The sequence below is a fragment of the Pseudomonas sp. genome (assembly GCF_049653025.1).
In the GTDB taxonomy this organism is placed as follows: domain Bacteria; phylum Pseudomonadota; class Gammaproteobacteria; order Pseudomonadales; family Pseudomonadaceae; genus Aquipseudomonas.
This window is the reverse complement of record NZ_JBASFM010000006.1, coordinates 589,538-605,089: the sequence shown is the minus strand read 5'-3', so window position 1 is coordinate 605,089 and position 15,552 is coordinate 589,538. Positions and strand designations below refer to the sequence as shown.

At 61.2% G+C, this 15,552-nt stretch carries 11 protein-coding genes and 2 pseudogenes; 9 read left to right on the top strand and 4 right to left on the bottom strand.

The features are described from left to right. Positions 1-193: 193 nt before the first annotated feature. On the top strand, positions 194-1,633 hold the full coding sequence (locus WBK23_RS05895) for a sodium:solute symporter family protein (protein ID WP_424483028.1): 1,440 nt from the start codon (positions 194-196) through the stop codon (positions 1,631-1,633). 989 nt (positions 1,634-2,622) lie between these two features. Here the strand turns inward: WBK23_RS05895 and WBK23_RS05890 are convergent. Both WBK23_RS05890 and WBK23_RS05885 read right to left on the bottom strand, forming a co-directional pair. Beyond that, on the bottom strand, positions 2,623-3,066 hold the full coding sequence (locus WBK23_RS05890) for a DUF2846 domain-containing protein (RefSeq protein WP_424483027.1): 444 nt from the start codon (positions 3,064-3,066) through the stop codon (positions 2,623-2,625). Positions 3,067-3,296: 230 nt separating this feature from the next. Then, complete coding sequence (locus tag WBK23_RS05885; protein WP_424483026.1) at positions 3,297-3,974, bottom strand: DUF4197 domain-containing protein; 678 nt, start codon at positions 3,972-3,974, stop codon at positions 3,297-3,299. Positions 3,975-4,137: 163 nt separating this feature from the next. Here WBK23_RS05885 and WBK23_RS05880 point away from each other — a divergent pair, with 163 nt between their 5' ends. From WBK23_RS05880 to WBK23_RS05870, 3 genes and pseudogenes are all read left to right on the top strand, one after another. Next, positions 4,138-5,643 (top strand): transglycosylase SLT domain-containing protein, encoded by a 1,506-nt coding sequence (locus tag WBK23_RS05880; protein WP_424483025.1) that lies wholly within the window; start codon positions 4,138-4,140, stop codon positions 5,641-5,643. A 155-nt stretch (positions 5,644-5,798) separates the two neighbouring features. Next, positions 5,799-6,689, top strand: a pseudogene (locus WBK23_RS05875) (cache domain-containing protein); the annotation flags it as partial. Beyond that, positions 6,675-7,805 (top strand): methyl-accepting chemotaxis protein, encoded by a 1,131-nt coding sequence (locus tag WBK23_RS05870; RefSeq protein WP_424483299.1) that lies wholly within the window; start codon positions 6,675-6,677, stop codon positions 7,803-7,805. The pseudogene WBK23_RS05875 and the gene WBK23_RS05870, both read left to right, overlap by 15 nt. Here WBK23_RS05870 and WBK23_RS05865 read toward each other — a convergent pair. After that, positions 7,802-8,020: a hypothetical protein gene (locus tag WBK23_RS05865; protein WP_424483024.1), complete on the bottom strand. Its 219-nt coding sequence runs from the start codon at positions 8,018-8,020 to the stop codon at positions 7,802-7,804. The two genes, WBK23_RS05870 and WBK23_RS05865, sit on opposite strands and share 4 nt — an antisense overlap. Positions 8,021-8,039: 19 nt before the next feature. Further along, on the bottom strand, positions 8,040-10,523 hold the full coding sequence (plsB, locus tag WBK23_RS05860) for a glycerol-3-phosphate 1-O-acyltransferase PlsB (protein ID WP_424483023.1): 2,484 nt from the start codon (positions 10,521-10,523) through the stop codon (positions 8,040-8,042). A 203-nt stretch (positions 10,524-10,726) separates the two neighbouring features. On the opposite strand from plsB, the pseudogene WBK23_RS05855 reads away from it, so the two are divergent. The 5 genes and pseudogenes from WBK23_RS05855 to WBK23_RS05835 all read left to right on the top strand — a co-directional run. Next, a pseudogene (locus WBK23_RS05855) lies at positions 10,727-11,017 on the top strand (hypothetical protein); the annotation flags it as partial. Between the two features lie 51 nt (positions 11,018-11,068). Continuing rightward, complete coding sequence (locus WBK23_RS05850) at positions 11,069-11,911, top strand: DUF692 domain-containing protein (RefSeq protein ID WP_424483298.1); 843 nt, start codon at positions 11,069-11,071, stop codon at positions 11,909-11,911. After that, on the top strand, positions 11,908-12,606 hold the full coding sequence (locus WBK23_RS05845; RefSeq protein WP_424483022.1) for a DNA-binding domain-containing protein: 699 nt from the start codon (positions 11,908-11,910) through the stop codon (positions 12,604-12,606). The genes WBK23_RS05850 and WBK23_RS05845 overlap by 4 nt, the downstream gene beginning before the upstream one ends. A 53-nt stretch (positions 12,607-12,659) precedes the next feature. Next, the gene (locus WBK23_RS05840) at positions 12,660-13,259 is read left to right on the top strand and encodes a DoxX family protein (RefSeq protein WP_424483021.1); all 600 of its coding nucleotides are present in this window, start codon (positions 12,660-12,662) and stop codon (positions 13,257-13,259) included. Between the two features lie 236 nt (positions 13,260-13,495). Then, a complete protein-coding gene (locus WBK23_RS05835) occupies positions 13,496-14,896 on the top strand; it encodes an OprO/OprP family phosphate-selective porin (RefSeq protein ID WP_424483020.1) in 1,401 nt (466 codons plus the stop codon). The last annotated feature ends 656 nt before the right edge of the window (positions 14,897-15,552 follow it).

Genomic DNA, 15,552 nt, shown 5'->3' with positions numbered 1-15,552 from the left:
GGATGAATGTGCAGACATTTCGTCGTTTTTGTTTGACATATTTTACGTATTTGCCAGACTGCGCGACCTTGAACGGGCGCGTGCGGTTACCCGTCATGAATGGTCATAACAAAAACCTGTAGTCCGCCGTTCCGTCCTGCGCCCTTGCGTAGGTGATGCATGCGGCGGGCTGACGTCTGTGGAACGGGAAAACATGCTGATCTGGTTCGTTGCGCTCTACCTGCTGGTCACCGTAGGCATCGGCTTCTACGCCGCCACCCGGGTGAAAAACTCCCGCGACTTCGCCGCCGGCGGTCGCAGCATGGGCTTCCCTATCGTCGCCGCCATGGTCTTCGCCACCTGGTTCGGCTCCGAAGCGGTGCTGGGGATTCCCGCCACCTTTATCGAAGAAGGCTTCGCCGGGATCATCGAAGACCCGTTCGGCTCCTTCGGCTGCCTGATGCTGGTCGGCCTGATCATCGCCCGCCCGCTGTACCGGATGAACCTGCTGACCATTGGCGACTACTTCCGCAAGCGTTTCGGGCCGAATGTCGAGCTGATCATCAGCCTGGTCATCGTGGCCTCCTACCTGGGCTGGATCGCCGCGCAGCTGACCGCTCTCGGCGTAGTGTTCAACGTGATCTCCGACGGCTCCATCAGCACCACCCAGGGCATGTTCCTCGGCACCTTTATCGTGCTGCTGTACACCTTGTTCGGCGGCATGTGGTCGGTGGCCCTGACCGACTTCTTCCAGATGATCATCATCGTCGTCGGCCTGGTCTACCTGACCTGGCTGATCGGTGACATGGCCGGCGGGGCCGACAAGGTGATCGCCCACGCGGCCAGCGAAGGCAAGTTCACCTTTATCCACGGCTTCGAGGCCAAGGACATCGTCGCCTTTATCGGCGCGGCGCTGACCATGATGCTCGGCTCGATCCCGCAGCAGGACGTGTACGCCCGGGTGATGTCGGCCAAGACCGAGAACATCGCCGCGCGCGCCTCGATGTTCGGTGCCGGCTTCTACCTGTGCTTCTGCATGCTGCCGATCTTCCTGGCCTACGCCGCCTCGATGATCGACCCGGCGATGGTGCAGCGCTGGCTGGCCGAAGACGCGCAGATGATCCTGCCGCACCTGATCCTGGAGAAGACCCCGCTGTTCGCCCAGATCATGTTCTTCGGCGCGCTGCTCTCGGCGATCATGTCCACCGCATCCGGCACCCTGCTGGCACCGTCGGTGACCTTCACCGAGAACGTGCTCAAGCGCTTCGTGCCGGTGATGAGCGACCAGCAGTTCCTGTTGGCCATGCGTATCACCATCGTGGTCTGCGCCATTGCCACCTTGAGCTTCGCGCTGTATTCGGATGCGAGCATCTACGAGATGGTCGGCAACGCTTACAAGGTGACTCTGGTCGCCGCCGTGGTGCCGTTGTTCGCCGGGCTGTTCTGGAAGCGCGCGACCACCCAGGGCGCGCTGTTTGCGATCTTCTTTGGTCTGACGTCGTGGATTTATCTGGAATACAGCCTGACCGACGCGGCCTTCTGGCCGCCGCAGCTGGCAGGTCTGCTGTTCAGCCTGGCCGGTATGCTGATTGGTACGCTGCTGCCGCAGTGGAGCAGCAATCGCAGCAACACCCTGGTGACTCAGCCGGAGTAAGGTTGGGCGCTGACTAACAAAACCCCGCCAACAGGCGGGGTTTTGTTTTTCGGGCCTGACGAGGGTTGCCAGCCCTGTGGGAGGGGCTTTAGCCGCGAGCTTTATTGTTTCTCGGCTGGGTCTTTGTTTGCGCCGCTTATGTGTTGGCCGGGGTAATGGTTCCGCCCTTACGGCGGCTCACTTTTGGCAGACGCCCCAAAAGTAAGCAAAAAGTCTTGCCCCTTGCATACGGCCCGACTTCGTCGGGTTCCCTCGTTCCATCATTGCTCCAGGGGCCGGCGTAAAGGGCCGTCCCTGGCCCTTTACGCCTCTCGCCGCATCCATGCGGCTCGCTCCCTTGACTCGCTTCGCTCGCCCTTCGGGCCAGCCTGCGGCTGTTACGTCGCTGCGCTCCGTTTCACAACGATTCCACTCGGCCTTCTGATGGGGCGTTTGTCCTGGCCCAGGCGGATTGGTTCGGCGGGGCCGCGAGTTGGCTTTTGATTTGTAGGATGGGTGGAGCAGAGCGATACCCATGCGGTTGTTTGAATACCTGTTTGATGGGTATCGCTGCGCTCAACCCATCCTACGAATGTTCACTGATCCTGTAGGAGCGGGCTTGCCTGCGATGCTTCCGCTGTTGCTCTGCTTTTGCCTTTCGCTCTGCCATCCACACATCACCCAAACAACGCGGTCCTCGAATCCCGTCAGGAGGCCGAGTGGAGGTGCTGTGGAGAGGGGCGTTTGGCATGGATGCCAAACGAGGAACGATGGGCCAGGGATGGCCCACCGTGACGACCCTCGGAACAGCACCGGAGCGAGGGAAGTCTGGCGCAGCCAGACCCGTATGCCGGGCGCGCTTTCTCTTTGGTTACTTTCTCTTTGCGCGCGCAAAGAGAAAGTAACTCGGCGTAAGGCCGAAACCGTTACTCACAGTCGATGCAGGTGCGACGGGTATCAGAGGTTTGATGGGTATCGCTGTGCTCAACCCATCCATGAGCTGCTATGGGCTAGCGCGCAAGCTCAGTGTTTGTTACGCCTTTTTTCCCTTCAGCCTCGGTGACTTCCTGAAGTTTTGCACCGCCAACAAAGACGCCGATTTTGATGGACTGACGCACGAAGTGGTTTTTACCGGCTTCGGCGTTCAGGTTGATGGCGTTGTCACTGAACTCCGATTCGGTGGCCAGAACGTGTTGGCCGGGGCTAACGACGCGATAGAAGTAGGTGTTCATGGCTGTTTCGCCGACAACTTCGTTGTCGATCTTGATTGTCTTTTTCAGGATTGGGCCCATTGCCGAATCGCGGAAAATATACAGTCCGGCTTGGTTCTCGGGTGGAGCCGGGAAAGCCTTGAACGCTTGGTCCTTTTCGGCCGATTCCATCGGTACGGATGCACAACCGGACAGCAGCGCAACACCCAGCGCAGCTGCACACATCATCAATTTTTTAGACATAAGGTACTCGTTCCTGAGTAGTGAGTTGAACTGGCGCAGTAGCAATCTGCCAGCAGGCGACACCTTATCGGGAACTTTTTATAAATCAAGCGATTGGCACAAGAAAGCCGCTTGTGGCGTATTAGCTTGGTTTGGCGAGATGTGTTGCACTAGTAGGGTGCCGCACTGTTCTTTGCTTGTAAAAAAGCCAGACCCTGGGGTCTGGCTTTTTCATATCGATCTAACCCTTCTTACAACGCCCCAAACACCTTCTTGGCCAAGCTGGTCGCTGCGCCAGCCGGGTTCTCACGGATGCTGGCTTCCTGCTCGGCGATCATGACGAACAGGCCGTCCAGCGCCTGCTCGGTTACATAGTTCTCGATATTCGCGCTTTTCGCGTCGATCACGCCGAAGCTCGCGGCTTGGCCGGCGAAGCTGTTGTATTGCTTGGCCAGGCCAACCTGGTCGGTGGCTTGTTTGACGATGGGCAGGAACTTGGCGCGGATCTGCTCGCGGCTGGTCTTGTTCAGGTACTGGGTGGCCGAATCTTCGGGACCTGCGAGGATGCTCTTGGCGTCCTGCACGGTCATCTTCTTCACCGAGTCCACCAGCAGCGCCTGGGCTTGCGGTACGGCGGCTTCGGCGGCTTTGTTCATGCTCGCTTCGAGCTGATCGACCTGCGCGCCCATGCCCATCATCTTCATGGTTTTTGCGGCTTTGCCGAGGTTGCCCGGCAGTTCGATACGCACGTCCGGGTTGTTGCTGAAACCACCGGGTTTGCCCAGTTGCTGCACGGCCACTTTCGCGCCTTGGGTGAGGGCGTCCTTGAGGCCGCCGCTGGCGTCGCTTTGCGAGAGGTCGGCGAGGGATAGGGCGAAGACGCTGCTGGACAGGGCGAGGCCAGCGGCCAGGGTTATGCTACGAAGCATCGGGGGCATCCTTGTGTGTGAGATGGGCACGAGCTTAACCAAGTCTGCGCGGCTGGCAAATGCGCGCGAGCACTTTCCCTGGCTGGCGAACCCGCCAAGGCTGAGCCAGTCTGTACCGGCGTGCCGGGCGATAACGCCGCAGGGGCGTACGGAGGAGGCGTTTATGAATCTGTGCAAGGTTTTGGCGCAGGTGTTTTTGCCAGCACTGTTGTTGGCCGCGCTGGCGGGGGCTGCACAGGCAGGCCTGTTCGAGTCGGTGAGTGTGGATTTGACGGCGGCGGAAGAGGCTGAGGTCGACAACCTGGTGTTGCCGGTACCGGCGGATTGGGTCGGCGATTTCGACGGTATGCGCGAACGGCACCTGGTGCGGGTGCTGGTGCCGTACAGCAAGACCTTCTATCTGGTTGAACGCGGTCATCAGCAAGGCATTAGCTACGAGCTGGGCAAGGCGCTGGAGGCGTGGCTCAACAGCAAGCACCCGTATAAGCAGAAGTCGTTGCGCTGGCAGGTGATGTTTATTCCGGTGGCGCGTGACGAGTTGATGCCCAAGCTGCTCAGTGGCGTTGGCGATATCGCCGCCGGTGGCCTGACCATTACCGAAGGCCGCCTGCAGACCGTGGATTTTGCCGCGCCCTTTGTCGACAAGATCAGCGAGGCGGTGATTACCGGGCTCAGCAGCGCGCCGCTGAGCAAGCTGGAGGATCTGGCGGGTCAGGAGGTGACGGTGCGTGCCTCCAGCAGCTATTTCGAGCACCTGATCAAGGTCAATCAGGACTTCAAGACGCGCGGCCTCGAACCGATCAAGGTGATGCCGGCGGATGAGAACCTGGAATCGGAAGACCTGCTGGAAATGCTCAACGCCGGGCTGCTCAACGCCGTGGTGGTGGACCGCTATATCGCCAAGGCCTGGAGCCCGCTCTATACCGAGCTGAAAATCCATGACGAGTTCTATATCCATGAGAACGCGCAGTTCGCCTGGGCCATTCGCAAGAGCAGCCCGCTGCTAAAACAGGAGCTGGCGGGTTTTGTGGCCAAACACAAGGCCGGCACCATGTTTGGCAACAGCCTGCGCAACAAGTACGTGAACAACAGCAAGCGCGTGCTGAATGTGGTGTCCGAGGCCGAGTTGAAGAAGTTCAACGAGCTGGTCGGCTTGTTTGAGAAGCATGCCGGCACCTACGACTTCGATCACCTGATGTTGATGGCCCAGGGCTTTCAGGAGTCGCAGCTGGACCAGGGCGCGCGCAGCCCGCGTGGCGCGGTGGGCGTGATGCAGTTGCTGCCGACCACGGCGGCGGACCCCGCGGTGGGGATCAAGGGCATCGACAAGAGTGCCGACAAGAACATCGAGGCCGGCAGCAAATACATGCGCGTGCTGGCGGACAAGTACCTGAATGATCCCGAACTGACCCCGCGGAACAAAACCCTGATGAGCTTTGCCGCCTACAACGCCGGCCCGGGCAACTTGCGCAAGTTTCGTCGGCTGGCGGAGAAGTCCGGGTTGGACAAGAACGTCTGGTTTGGCAACGTCGAACACTCCGCCGCGCGCATCGTTGGCCGCGAAACAGTCGATTATGTCGGCAATATCTACAAGTACTACGTGGCCTACAAACTGGCCGAGGCGAAGAACCGCAAGCGCGCCGAGCTGAGCAAGCCGGCCAGCAATTAACTACGCACCCAGGCGGCATCATCTATAACTCAAACCAGGCACCCGCGTAATGGTGGGTTGCTTGCTGCAGTACCTGACCTTGCTGGTGGAACTAGGAGTGGTTCGTAGGCAGTTCTGGTAGTCCCATCCTTTCTACGCAAGCAGGAGTAATCGGCATGGCTTTGGTCCCCGTTCGGCTGTCGCAGCGTTTGACCCTGGGTAGCATCCTTCTTCTGATTCTCACCGCCCTGGCGGTCTTTGCCGTGATGGCGCTGCGCGGTCAGCCTCGGGTAATCGCTGCCAGTGGCGAGCTGATCGAGCAGACCGGCAGCGCCATCGTGCGCCAGCTGGCGCTGCAACTGGCGGGTATCGAGGGGGTGACTGCCAGTCTGGCGCACCTGGCCGAAGTGCTGCCGCTGGATGAAACGCTGTACCTCAATAGCCTGCCCAATGTGATCGACAACCAAGGCGACAAAGCTATTGCCGGTGGTGGTGTGTGGCCGGAGCCGAATGCCTTTGCCGCGGGCGTGGAGCGCCGCAGCTTCTTCTGGGCGCGTGGTGGCGATGGCCGGTTGGCCTATTCCGATGACTACAACGCCGCCAGTGGGCCGGGTTACCACAACGATGCCTGGTACACCGGCGCGCGCAGCAGCAAGGCTGGCCAGTGCCTGTGGTCGGAGGCCTATCAGGATGCGGTGACCGGCGTGCCGATGGTCACATGCAGCGTGCCTTATCAGCTGGCTGGGCGCTTCGCCGGTGTGGCTACCCTGGACCTGCTGCTGGATGACCTGGCGCGCTTTCTCACCGAGCAGGGCAAGGTCACCGATGGCTACGCCTTCGCCCTCGATCAGGCCGGCAACGTCCTGCATTTTCCCGGCGTGACCGGTAGCAAGGGCGGTGCGATGTTGAAGTTTGCCGACCTGGTGCAACAGAACAACTGGCTGCGCCCGGTGCAGGAGTTGCTTGCCAGTTCCAGTTCGGGCGAAATTCGTAACCTTGATCTGGAAAACGACGAGCAGCTCAAGCAGGCCAGTCGCGTCAGCCTGTTCGTGATGCCCGATACCGGTTGGGTGATCGGCCTGGTTACGCCGCATGACCGCGTCACCGGCCTGGCCCGGGCGCTGACCTGGGACATTCTGCTGTTTCTCCTGCCGCTGCTGGCGGTGCTGCTGGCGCTGGCCTGGTTGGCCGGGCGCAAGCTGATCGGCCAGTTGGAGGAAACCACCGCGCAGATCGACTCCCTGGGGCGCGGTTCAACCAGCCGTGACGTGGCCTTGAGCGTGGAGCGTGAAGATGAAATCGGCGCGCTGCGGCATGCGGTCAATCGCTACGCCGGGCAGCTGCGCACCATGCTCCAGCGGATTGCCGAGGAAGCCGACCACCTGCAGGCCGAAGCCGCTCAGTTGGGTGGCCTGAGCAGCACCCTGGCCGGTCGCGCCGAGCAGCAGCGTCTGGAGAACACCCAACTGGCCGCGGCGATTACCGAGATGTCGTCGAGCGCCCAGGAAGTGGCGCAGAACACCAATGACTGCGCCACCACTGCGCAGAACTCGCTGGCGGTGGTGCAACAAGGCCAGCAGAAAGTTGCCTCCAACAGCTCGGCGATTCAGGCGCTGTCGGCGGAAATGGCCGGCGCGGCCATGGTGATTACCCGTCTGGAGAAGGACAGCCAGCAGGTCGGCGCGGTGCTGGATGTGATCAAGGCGATTTCCGAGCAGACCAACCTGCTCGCTCTCAACGCCGCCATCGAGGCCGCACGCGCCGGCGAACAGGGCCGCGGCTTTGCCGTGGTGGCGGATGAGGTGCGTACCCTGGCGGGCAAAACTCAGGCCTCGGCCAATGAGATCAGCACCATGATCAGTGCCCTGCAGCAGGCTTCACGCCAGGCGGTGCAGGCCATGCAGGCCGGTGAGGCACGTACCGAGCACGCGGTGGAAGAGGCCGAAGGCGCGGCGTCGGCGCTGTCGAGCACGGTGCAGAGCTTCGATGATATTTCCCAGCGCGCCCAGCAGATCGCCGTGGCGGCGCAGCAACAGAGCCATGTCACCCAGGAGATCAACGAGCTGGCGGTGCGCATTCACAGCATCAGCGAAGAAAACGCCCGTGATGCCCAGGCGCTGGATCAGGTCAGCAGCGCCATGCAGGCGTTGTCCTCACGGTTGACCGGGTTGAGTCGCGGCTAGCCGTCGTTGAGCCGCTGCAACTCGCGGCGCACCATCTGCGCGTAGGCGGCGGGTTTGAGGGCGTACAGCTCTGCCGCCACCCAGCTGAGCCAGCGCCCGCCGAGTTCGGCTTTGGCCGCCAGCAGGCGCTGGGCTTCAGCTTCGGCGCTGGCCTGGTTAGCCTGGTGAAACTCCGCACGGGAGGGCCCTGCGGGTTTGTCCTGGTCTGTCGACATGGCGGTGGGGCGGGCCGGTTTACACCGGCTCGGCCACATCCTCGTTGCGATCCATGGCCACTTGGCGAATCGACAGGCGCAGTTCTGCCGGCAATACGCGCTTGGCCGCGCCCTCAGCCAGTTCACTGAGCAGCGGGTGATGGCTGAGCTTGCCGGCTTCGTCCTGACGCAGCACGCCATGCTCCAGCAGGCTCTGGATAAAGTGGCGGAACAGGCTCTTGTCGAAGAACTCCGGGGCGTTGAGGCCATGCAGGATCGACAGGCGCTGGGCCATCACGGTGCAGAGGTCTTCCAGTTCTTCGGCGCTGATGGCGTTCTGTCCGGCATTCAGCAGCAGGGCAGTGGCCATATAGAAGCGCTGCAGGGTTTGCACGATGGCGCGGGCCAGCAGGGTCAGCAGCACGAACTCGCGCGAACTCGGCGCTGGGCGTACGTACATCTCGCCATCCAGCTTGAGCAGGCCCTGTTCGACGAAGGCCGCCAGCCACTGATCGACCACGCCGTCCAGCTCGTCCAGGCTCCAGCGGATAAACAGCTCGGATTGCAGGTAGGGGTAGAGCGCGCGGGTGTAGCGCAGGATCTGCTCGCGGCTCATCCGCGAGCTGCTCTGGAAGAAGCTCGCCAGCAGCGCCGGCAGGGCGAAGATATGCAGCACGTTGTTGCGGTAGTAGGTCATCAGAACGGCGTTGTGCTCGTCCAGATAGAGGATCTTGCCGAGGGCGTCCTTCTGTTCGGCGAGCAGGTCCATCTTCTGCACGTATTCGATCAACGCCTGGCCGTTGCCGTCCGGCAAGGTGGTGTGCGGCGAGTAGGGCACGCTGCGCAGCAGGGCCAGATAGAGGTCGAGCACTCGCGCCAGGGCACGGTCATCCAGAGCCAGCTTGCTGGTGGAGAGTAGCGCCAGGGCCACCAGGTTGACCGGGTTGATCGCCGCCGCCTCGTTGAGGTGCTGCGCCACGCGCTCGCCCAGGTTGTTGGTGGCTTCATTCAGCCAGCTCGGCCGGTAATGCGTGCCGTAATCCTGCTCGCGCCAGTCCGGTTGCTCACTGTCGAGGAATTCCGCCAGCTTGATCGGCTCGCCGAAGTTGACCCAGACATGGCCGAAGCGCTGCTTGAGTGCGCCGATGACCTTGAATATGTCGAAGATCGACTCTTTCTTCTTGCTCGCGCCGCGCAACTCGCCCAGGTAGGTGCGGCCTTCCAGCACGCGCTCGTAGCCGATGTACACCGGCACGAACACCACTGGCAGACGGTTGCTGCGCAGGAAGCTGCGCATGGTGATGGCCAGCATGCCGGTTTTCGGTTGCAGCATGCGCCCGGTGCGCGAGCGGCCGCCTTCGACGAAGTACTCGACCGGGAAGCCTTTGCTGAACAAGGTGTGCAGGTATTCGTTGAACACCGCGGTGTACAGCGGGTTGCCCTTGAAGGTGCGGCGCATAAAGAATGCGCCACCTCGCCGCAGCAGGCCGCCGATCACCGGCATATTCAGGTTGATGCCGGCGGCGATGTGCGGCGGCGTCAGGCCGTTGCGGAACAGCAGGTAGGACAGCAGCAGGTAGTCGATATGGCTGCGGTGGCAGGGCACATAGATCACCTCATGGCCCTGGGCGACTTCCTGCACACCCTCGATATGGTTGACCTTGATGCCGTCGTAGATCTTGTTCCAGAACCAGCTCAGCACCAGTTCGAGGAAGCGAATGGCGGTGTAGGTGTAGTCCGAGGCGATCTCGTTGCCATAGCGCAGGGCCTGGCTTTCGGCCTTCTCCAGGCTGATGTTCTCGCGCTCGGCTTCTTCGATGATCGCCTGACGCACCTGCGGGCCGTGCACCAGGCCTTTGACCAGGTTGCGCCGGTGCGAGACGTCCGGGCCGATTACGGCGGCCTTCTGGTTGCGGAAGTGCACGCGCAGGATGCGCTGGACCATGCGCAGGGTGCGCTCGTGGCCTTTGTCCTGCTCGATCAGCTCGCGCATATGGATGGGCGTGGAGAACTGCACGCGGGTCTTGCGCCCCAGAATCAGGATGCTCACCAACCGGCGCAAGCGCCCGGTAACCGCCCAGCTGTCGGCGAACAGCAGCTTCCACGGGCTGGTTTCGCGGTCCGGCGACTGGCCCCAGAACACGCTGACCGGAATGATCTGCGCATCGTCCACCGCATGCTGGCTCAGCGCGCTGACTAGGCGTTGCAGGGTTGGCGAGATGCCGCGTTTGTCCTGCCGGCCGAGCCAGTCGGGCTCCGGGGTCAGGTAGAAGAAGGCAGCAGGCTCCTGCAGTTCACCCACGGCCACCGGCAGAATTGGCCGTGGCAGACCGGCCTTGCGGCACTCGGTATCGACCACCGCCAGGTCGCTCAGCGACGGCTGTTGCAGCACGTAGAACACTGGCTTGCTGCGGTCGAGCTTGAGGGTAAAGGCGGACTGGTTGATGGTTTCCGAGCGCACCCAGAGGTACAGCACGCGGCGCAGGGTGCCAAAAACGAGACGGCGAAGCGGGGATCGGGTCATACGGAGTCTGCAGGCTTTGGAAAACGAGCATTTGCTCGGGGCGCGTAGTGTGACGGATCGGCCGCCTGCCGGCAAAAATCTTCTAGGGTGTAGGCGGCTGGGATTATTTTTCTCGGCGTTTGTAACGGCCGCTTGCCGGCTGCGTCTATTGGGCCGAGGTAGCCAATCGGTTGCCATGTCGAAATGCCATTTGGAGAGTTGCCATGAAACATCTGAACACTGTCGTTGCGTCCCTGGGTGCGGCCTTGCTGACCAGCGCTGCATTTAACGTGCAAGCAGCCAGCAACCCTTTTGCCGCACAGGAATTGAGCAGTGGCTACAGCCTGGCTGCCGGTGAGAAATCCGCCGAGGGCAGCTGTGGCGAAGGCAAATGCGGCGGCGAGATGAAGAAAGCCGAAGGCGAAGGCAAATGCGGTGAAGGCAAGTGTGGTGCCGAGGGCAAAACTGACGCCAAGGCCGCCGCTGAAGGTAAATGTGGCGAAGGTAAATGCGGCGCGGATAAAACAGAGAAAGCCGAGTAATAGATGAGCCAGCGAGGGCAGGGCATGCAGGAACATTTCGTCAGCGGCGCGGGCTTGGGCTTACGTCGTGGTCTGCTCGGGGCGTTGCAGGAATGCAGCAGCCGTGAGCTGGACTTTCTCGAAGTGGCCCCGGAGAACTGGATCGGCGTCGGCGGCAGATTGGGCAAGCAGTTGCGTGCCTTGAGCGAACGCCTGCCGCTGCTCTGCCATGGCCTGTCCCTCAACCTCGGCGGCTTCGCGCCGCTGGATATCGAGTTGCTCAAGGCGATCAAGGGCTTTCTCGATCTGCACGGTGTACGCGGTTACAGCGAACACCTGTCGGCCTGTGCCGACCATGGCCAGCTGTATGACCTGATGCCGCTACCGTTTTCCGAGGAATCGGTGCAGCGCATCGCCGAGCGCGTACGCATCGTTCAGGACGTGCTGGAACGGCCGCTGATTATCGAGAACGTCTCGGCTTACGCGCAGTTGCCGGGCGAGCTGGATGAGGCGGCGTTTGTCAGCGCGGTGCTGGAGCAGGCCGATTGCCAGCTGTTGCTCGATGTGAACAACGTCTTCGTCAATAGCATCAATTTTAACTTCGATGCGGCGGCTTATATCGCGGCCATGCCCAGTGCGCGCATCGCCTATCTGCATGTGGCCGGGCATTACGACCAGGCCAGTGATCTGAAAATCGACACCCACGGCGCGCCGGTGATTGACCCCGTCTGGGCGCTGCTGGAGCAGGCCTACGCCGTGCATGGCCTGCGCCCCACCTTGCTGGAGCGTGATTTCAACTTCCCGCCAATTGCCGAGCTGTACGCCGAGGTGGCGCAGATTCGTCAGCTGCAAGCGGCAGCGGTTCCGCTGAGAGGCTACGGCACATGAGCGCTATCGAGCGGCAACAGCAGTTTGCCGCGCGTATTCGCCAACCGGCAGAGCAGCCGCTGCTGGACGGCATCACGGCCGAGCGGATGGCGGTGTACGAAGCGCTGTTCTTCAACAATATCGAAGGTTTTATCAGCGGTGCGTTTCCGGTACTGCACCGGCTGATCGAGGCAAGTCGCTGGCAGCGCCTGGTGCGTAGTTTTATCGCCGAGCATCAGGCGCGCACGCCGTATTTTCTTGAGATCAGCCAGGAGTTTCTCGCCTGGTTGCAGCAGGGCTATGTTGCCGAGGCTGGCGATCCGCCGTTTATCCTCGAACTGGCGCATTACGAGTGGGTCGAGCTGGCGCTGGATGTCAGCGAGGCCGAGCTGCCTGCGCTGGGCTGGTCGCCACTGGCCTGGCCGCTGGCGTATCAGTGGCCGGTGCAGCGTATTGGCGTGGATTATCAGCCGGCCACGCCGCCCGCTGAACCGACTTGCCTGCTGGTCTGGCGGGATGGGCAGGACAAGGTGCGCTTTCTGCAACTCAGCCCGTTCGCCTACCAATTGGCGGCGCGCCTGCAAGCAGGAGCGGAGGCCAATTCAGCCTTATACGACCTGGCTCAGAGCCACGGTTTGCCGGCTGACAAACACTACTTCAGCAACGCCAAAATGCTGCTGGATGACTGGCAGTGCCAGGGCATCTGGTGCCCCTAATCCCTCGCAATACTTGATCCTCGGCGCTAAGCGCCGACCTGTGGAGATGTCCCATGCTGAGCCTGTTCCATCGCCTCCAGGATGCCCTGGACGCTTCCCGTCGCCTGGATTTTCTCGGGCCCTTGTTGCTGCGCCTGTATCTGGTGCCGATTTTCTGGATGGCTGGCAGCCACAAGCTGGCCGATATCGGCGCAACCTCCGCCTGGTTCGGCAACCCGGATTGGGGCCTGGGCTTGCCCTTTGCCGAGCAGTTGGCCTGGGCCGCGGCTCTGACTGAAATGGGCGGCGCGCTGTTGTTGCTATTGGGCCTGGGCGTACGCTGGATCAGCCTGCCGTTGATCGTGACCATGCTGGTGGCGATTTTCGCCGTGCACCTGCCGTTTGGCTGGCAGGCGATTGCCGATGCCTCGGCCCCGTTTGCCAATGAACGGGTGCTGGGCTCGGTGGAGAAGCTCGAGCAAGCCCGCGCACTGCTTAAGGAACACGGTGATTACGACTGGTTGAGCAGCAGCGGCAAGCTGGTGGTGCTGAACAACGGTGTCGAGTTCGCGGCCACCTACCTGGTGATGCTGGTGGTGCTGTTCTTCAGCGGGGCCGGGCGCTGGCTCAGTCTGGATTACTGGCTGGCCAGGGTATTGCGCCGCAGCGGTTGAGAGTTTTTTCGGCCACGCCCCATCGGCTTAAGAGGCGTGGCCGAGCCGCCTGCCCGCATGCGGGCTAGAGCGGTTTTCCTGTTTATAGACAATCGGAGTAAAAAGTTCCGCTGTAATCAAATATTTATATATCAGCAACCGCGCTGAAATATCCCGCCGCCAAGATTCCCTCCCAGCACGAACGAGCCCAGACGCTCGGGTGTTTTCAACACTAAAGACCAATAGGGGAATCTTCGATGATCCGTAAGCACTTCGCCGGTTTCGCAGCCAGCGCCCTGGCTCTGGCCGTTTCCGCCCAGGCTTTCGCAGGTACCGTGACCACTGACGGCACCGATATCGTTATCAAGACCAAGGGCGGTCTGGAAGTCGCCACCACCGACAAGCAATACAGCTTCAAGCTGGGCGGTCGTATCCAGGCTGACTTCGATTCGTTCGACGGTTTCTATACCACCAACAACGAGCAAGGCAACGAAGCTTACTTCCGCCGCGCGCAGATGGAATTCGGTGGTAACTACAAAGACTGGCGCTATCAGATCAACTACGACTTCAGCGACAACCGCGGTAACGAGAACAAGTTCGACGAAGCTACCATCACCTACACTGGCTTCGCCCCGATCAATATCAAGGTTGGTCGCTTCGACCCCGACTACAGCCTGGAAAAAGCCACCAGCTCCAAGTGGGTGACCACTAAAGAGCGTTCGGCGATCCTCGACCTGGCGTCTTGGACTACTGGCCATGAAAACGGCATGGGTATCCAGGTCAACGGCACCACCGCCGGCATGTTCTACGGTTCCGCCAGCATCCAGCAGCAAGACTCCAGCGCCAGCCTGGAAGACGAAGACGGCAAGGACGTTAACAGCTACTTCATGCGCGGCGTGTTCGCCCCGATCGTCAGCGAAACCCAGGTTCTGCACTTCGGTGTGGACTACGCCACCCGCAGCTACGGCAACGAGCGTGACGGCACCAAGTTCGGCGGCGCGATCACCTCCAACCTGGGCGTGCGCGGTGTTAACGAGAACAACGGTCTCAACACCGCGGCAATGACTCTGGCTCCGAACGACGCCAGTACCACTGCCGGCAATACCACCACCGGCTTCGAGGATGACGAAGTTGTAGGTCTGGAATTCGCCTATATGCAAGGCCCGTTCTCCGTGCAGAGCGAGTACCTCAAGCGTGATCTGAGCGGCTACGGTAGCAACGGTGATCGCGAAGCCACTGGCTACAACGCATTGCTGACCTATACCCTCACCGGCGAATCGCGCATCTACAAGCTGGACGGTGCCAAGTTCGATGCCATCAAGCCAATGGACAAGCAGTACGGTGCCTGGGAAGTGTTCTACCGCTACGACAACCTGAGTGTGGAAGACGATAACCTCATGGTTAACGGCACTACTGCGCAACTGCTTGCCCTCGGTGTTGATGAAACCGAGGCCAAGGTGCACACCCTGGGTGTGAACTGGTATGCCAACGAAGCTGTCAAGCTGTCGCTCAGCTACCTGATGACCAAGACCGACGAGAACACCGTCAAGATGCAGCATGCCGCTAGCCCAGCAACTGCAGGCAACAGCCGTTACCTGAACGGCTTCGACGATGACGACGGCCAGGCCATCTCCCTGCGTGCCCAGTACGTCTTCTAATAAGTTGTAACTTCGTTCTAGCTGCTCCCTTGATAGCCCCGCCTTGTGCGGGGCTTTTTTATGGCTCGGTTTTAGCCCTGTGCTGCAGAGGCTTTGGCGCAAGTGCTGGCTACGGATTTGGCTCGCGCTGGCCATCTGTTCGGATACACGCGAGTGGGTTGGCGCTGAGCGCAGCGAAGGTCAACAGTGGGTTGGCATGACTCCTTGGGCGTTGCCGTGCTGATCCTCAAGCCAATCTACGTCAGCTCCTAAGGCAGATGACTGGGGCTGAGGCATAAGAACTGTTGCCGGACTCAATCACTTCGCAGGAGCGGTCTTGGCCGCGAAGCATCTGGCCAGTTCGCCGCGATTCGCGGGCAAGCCCGCTCCTACAAGAGCAGGCACCTCTCGCAACAGGTTATTGATGCAAGGCTTCTGCTAGACCCGCCACCGAGCTCAACCCCGGGGTTCTCCACAAGCCGATCAATTACTGGCCGCGCTCGGTTTGGCTGAGTAAGGCGTACCAGGGCGCAAATCAGCCAGGCTGGCAGTGGGGTCGCGGCATTTCGTAAGCCTGTGTGCGCAGAGTCAGGCAGCGGTCTGCCGGTATAAAGGGCGAGCTGCAACAGGGCCGTGGTTCTGTGCGGGGGATGCTATCGGCTGTTCGCCTGCGGCAA

Coding starts and splice junctions, on each gene's coding strand:
- WBK23_RS05895 (WP_424483028.1), top strand. CDS start 194: ATGCTGATCTGGTTCGTTGCGCTCTACCTGCTGGTCACCGTAGGCATC.
- WBK23_RS05890 (WP_424483027.1), bottom strand. CDS start 3,066: ATGTCTAAAAAATTGATGATGTGTGCAGCTGCGCTGGGTGTTGCGCTG.
- WBK23_RS05885 (WP_424483026.1), bottom strand. CDS start 3,974: ATGCTTCGTAGCATAACCCTGGCCGCTGGCCTCGCCCTGTCCAGCAGC.
- WBK23_RS05880 (WP_424483025.1), top strand. CDS start 4,138: ATGAATCTGTGCAAGGTTTTGGCGCAGGTGTTTTTGCCAGCACTGTTG.
- WBK23_RS05870 (WP_424483299.1), top strand. CDS start 6,675: ATGCCCGATACCGGTTGGGTGATCGGCCTGGTTACGCCGCATGACCGC.
- WBK23_RS05865 (WP_424483024.1), bottom strand. CDS start 8,020: ATGTCGACAGACCAGGACAAACCCGCAGGGCCCTCCCGTGCGGAGTTT.
- plsB (WP_424483023.1), bottom strand. CDS start 10,523: ATGACCCGATCCCCGCTTCGCCGTCTCGTTTTTGGCACCCTGCGCCGC.
- WBK23_RS05850 (WP_424483298.1), top strand. CDS start 11,069: ATGCAGGAACATTTCGTCAGCGGCGCGGGCTTGGGCTTACGTCGTGGT.
- WBK23_RS05845 (WP_424483022.1), top strand. CDS start 11,908: ATGAGCGCTATCGAGCGGCAACAGCAGTTTGCCGCGCGTATTCGCCAA.
- WBK23_RS05840 (WP_424483021.1), top strand. CDS start 12,660: ATGCTGAGCCTGTTCCATCGCCTCCAGGATGCCCTGGACGCTTCCCGT.
- WBK23_RS05835 (WP_424483020.1), top strand. CDS start 13,496: ATGATCCGTAAGCACTTCGCCGGTTTCGCAGCCAGCGCCCTGGCTCTG.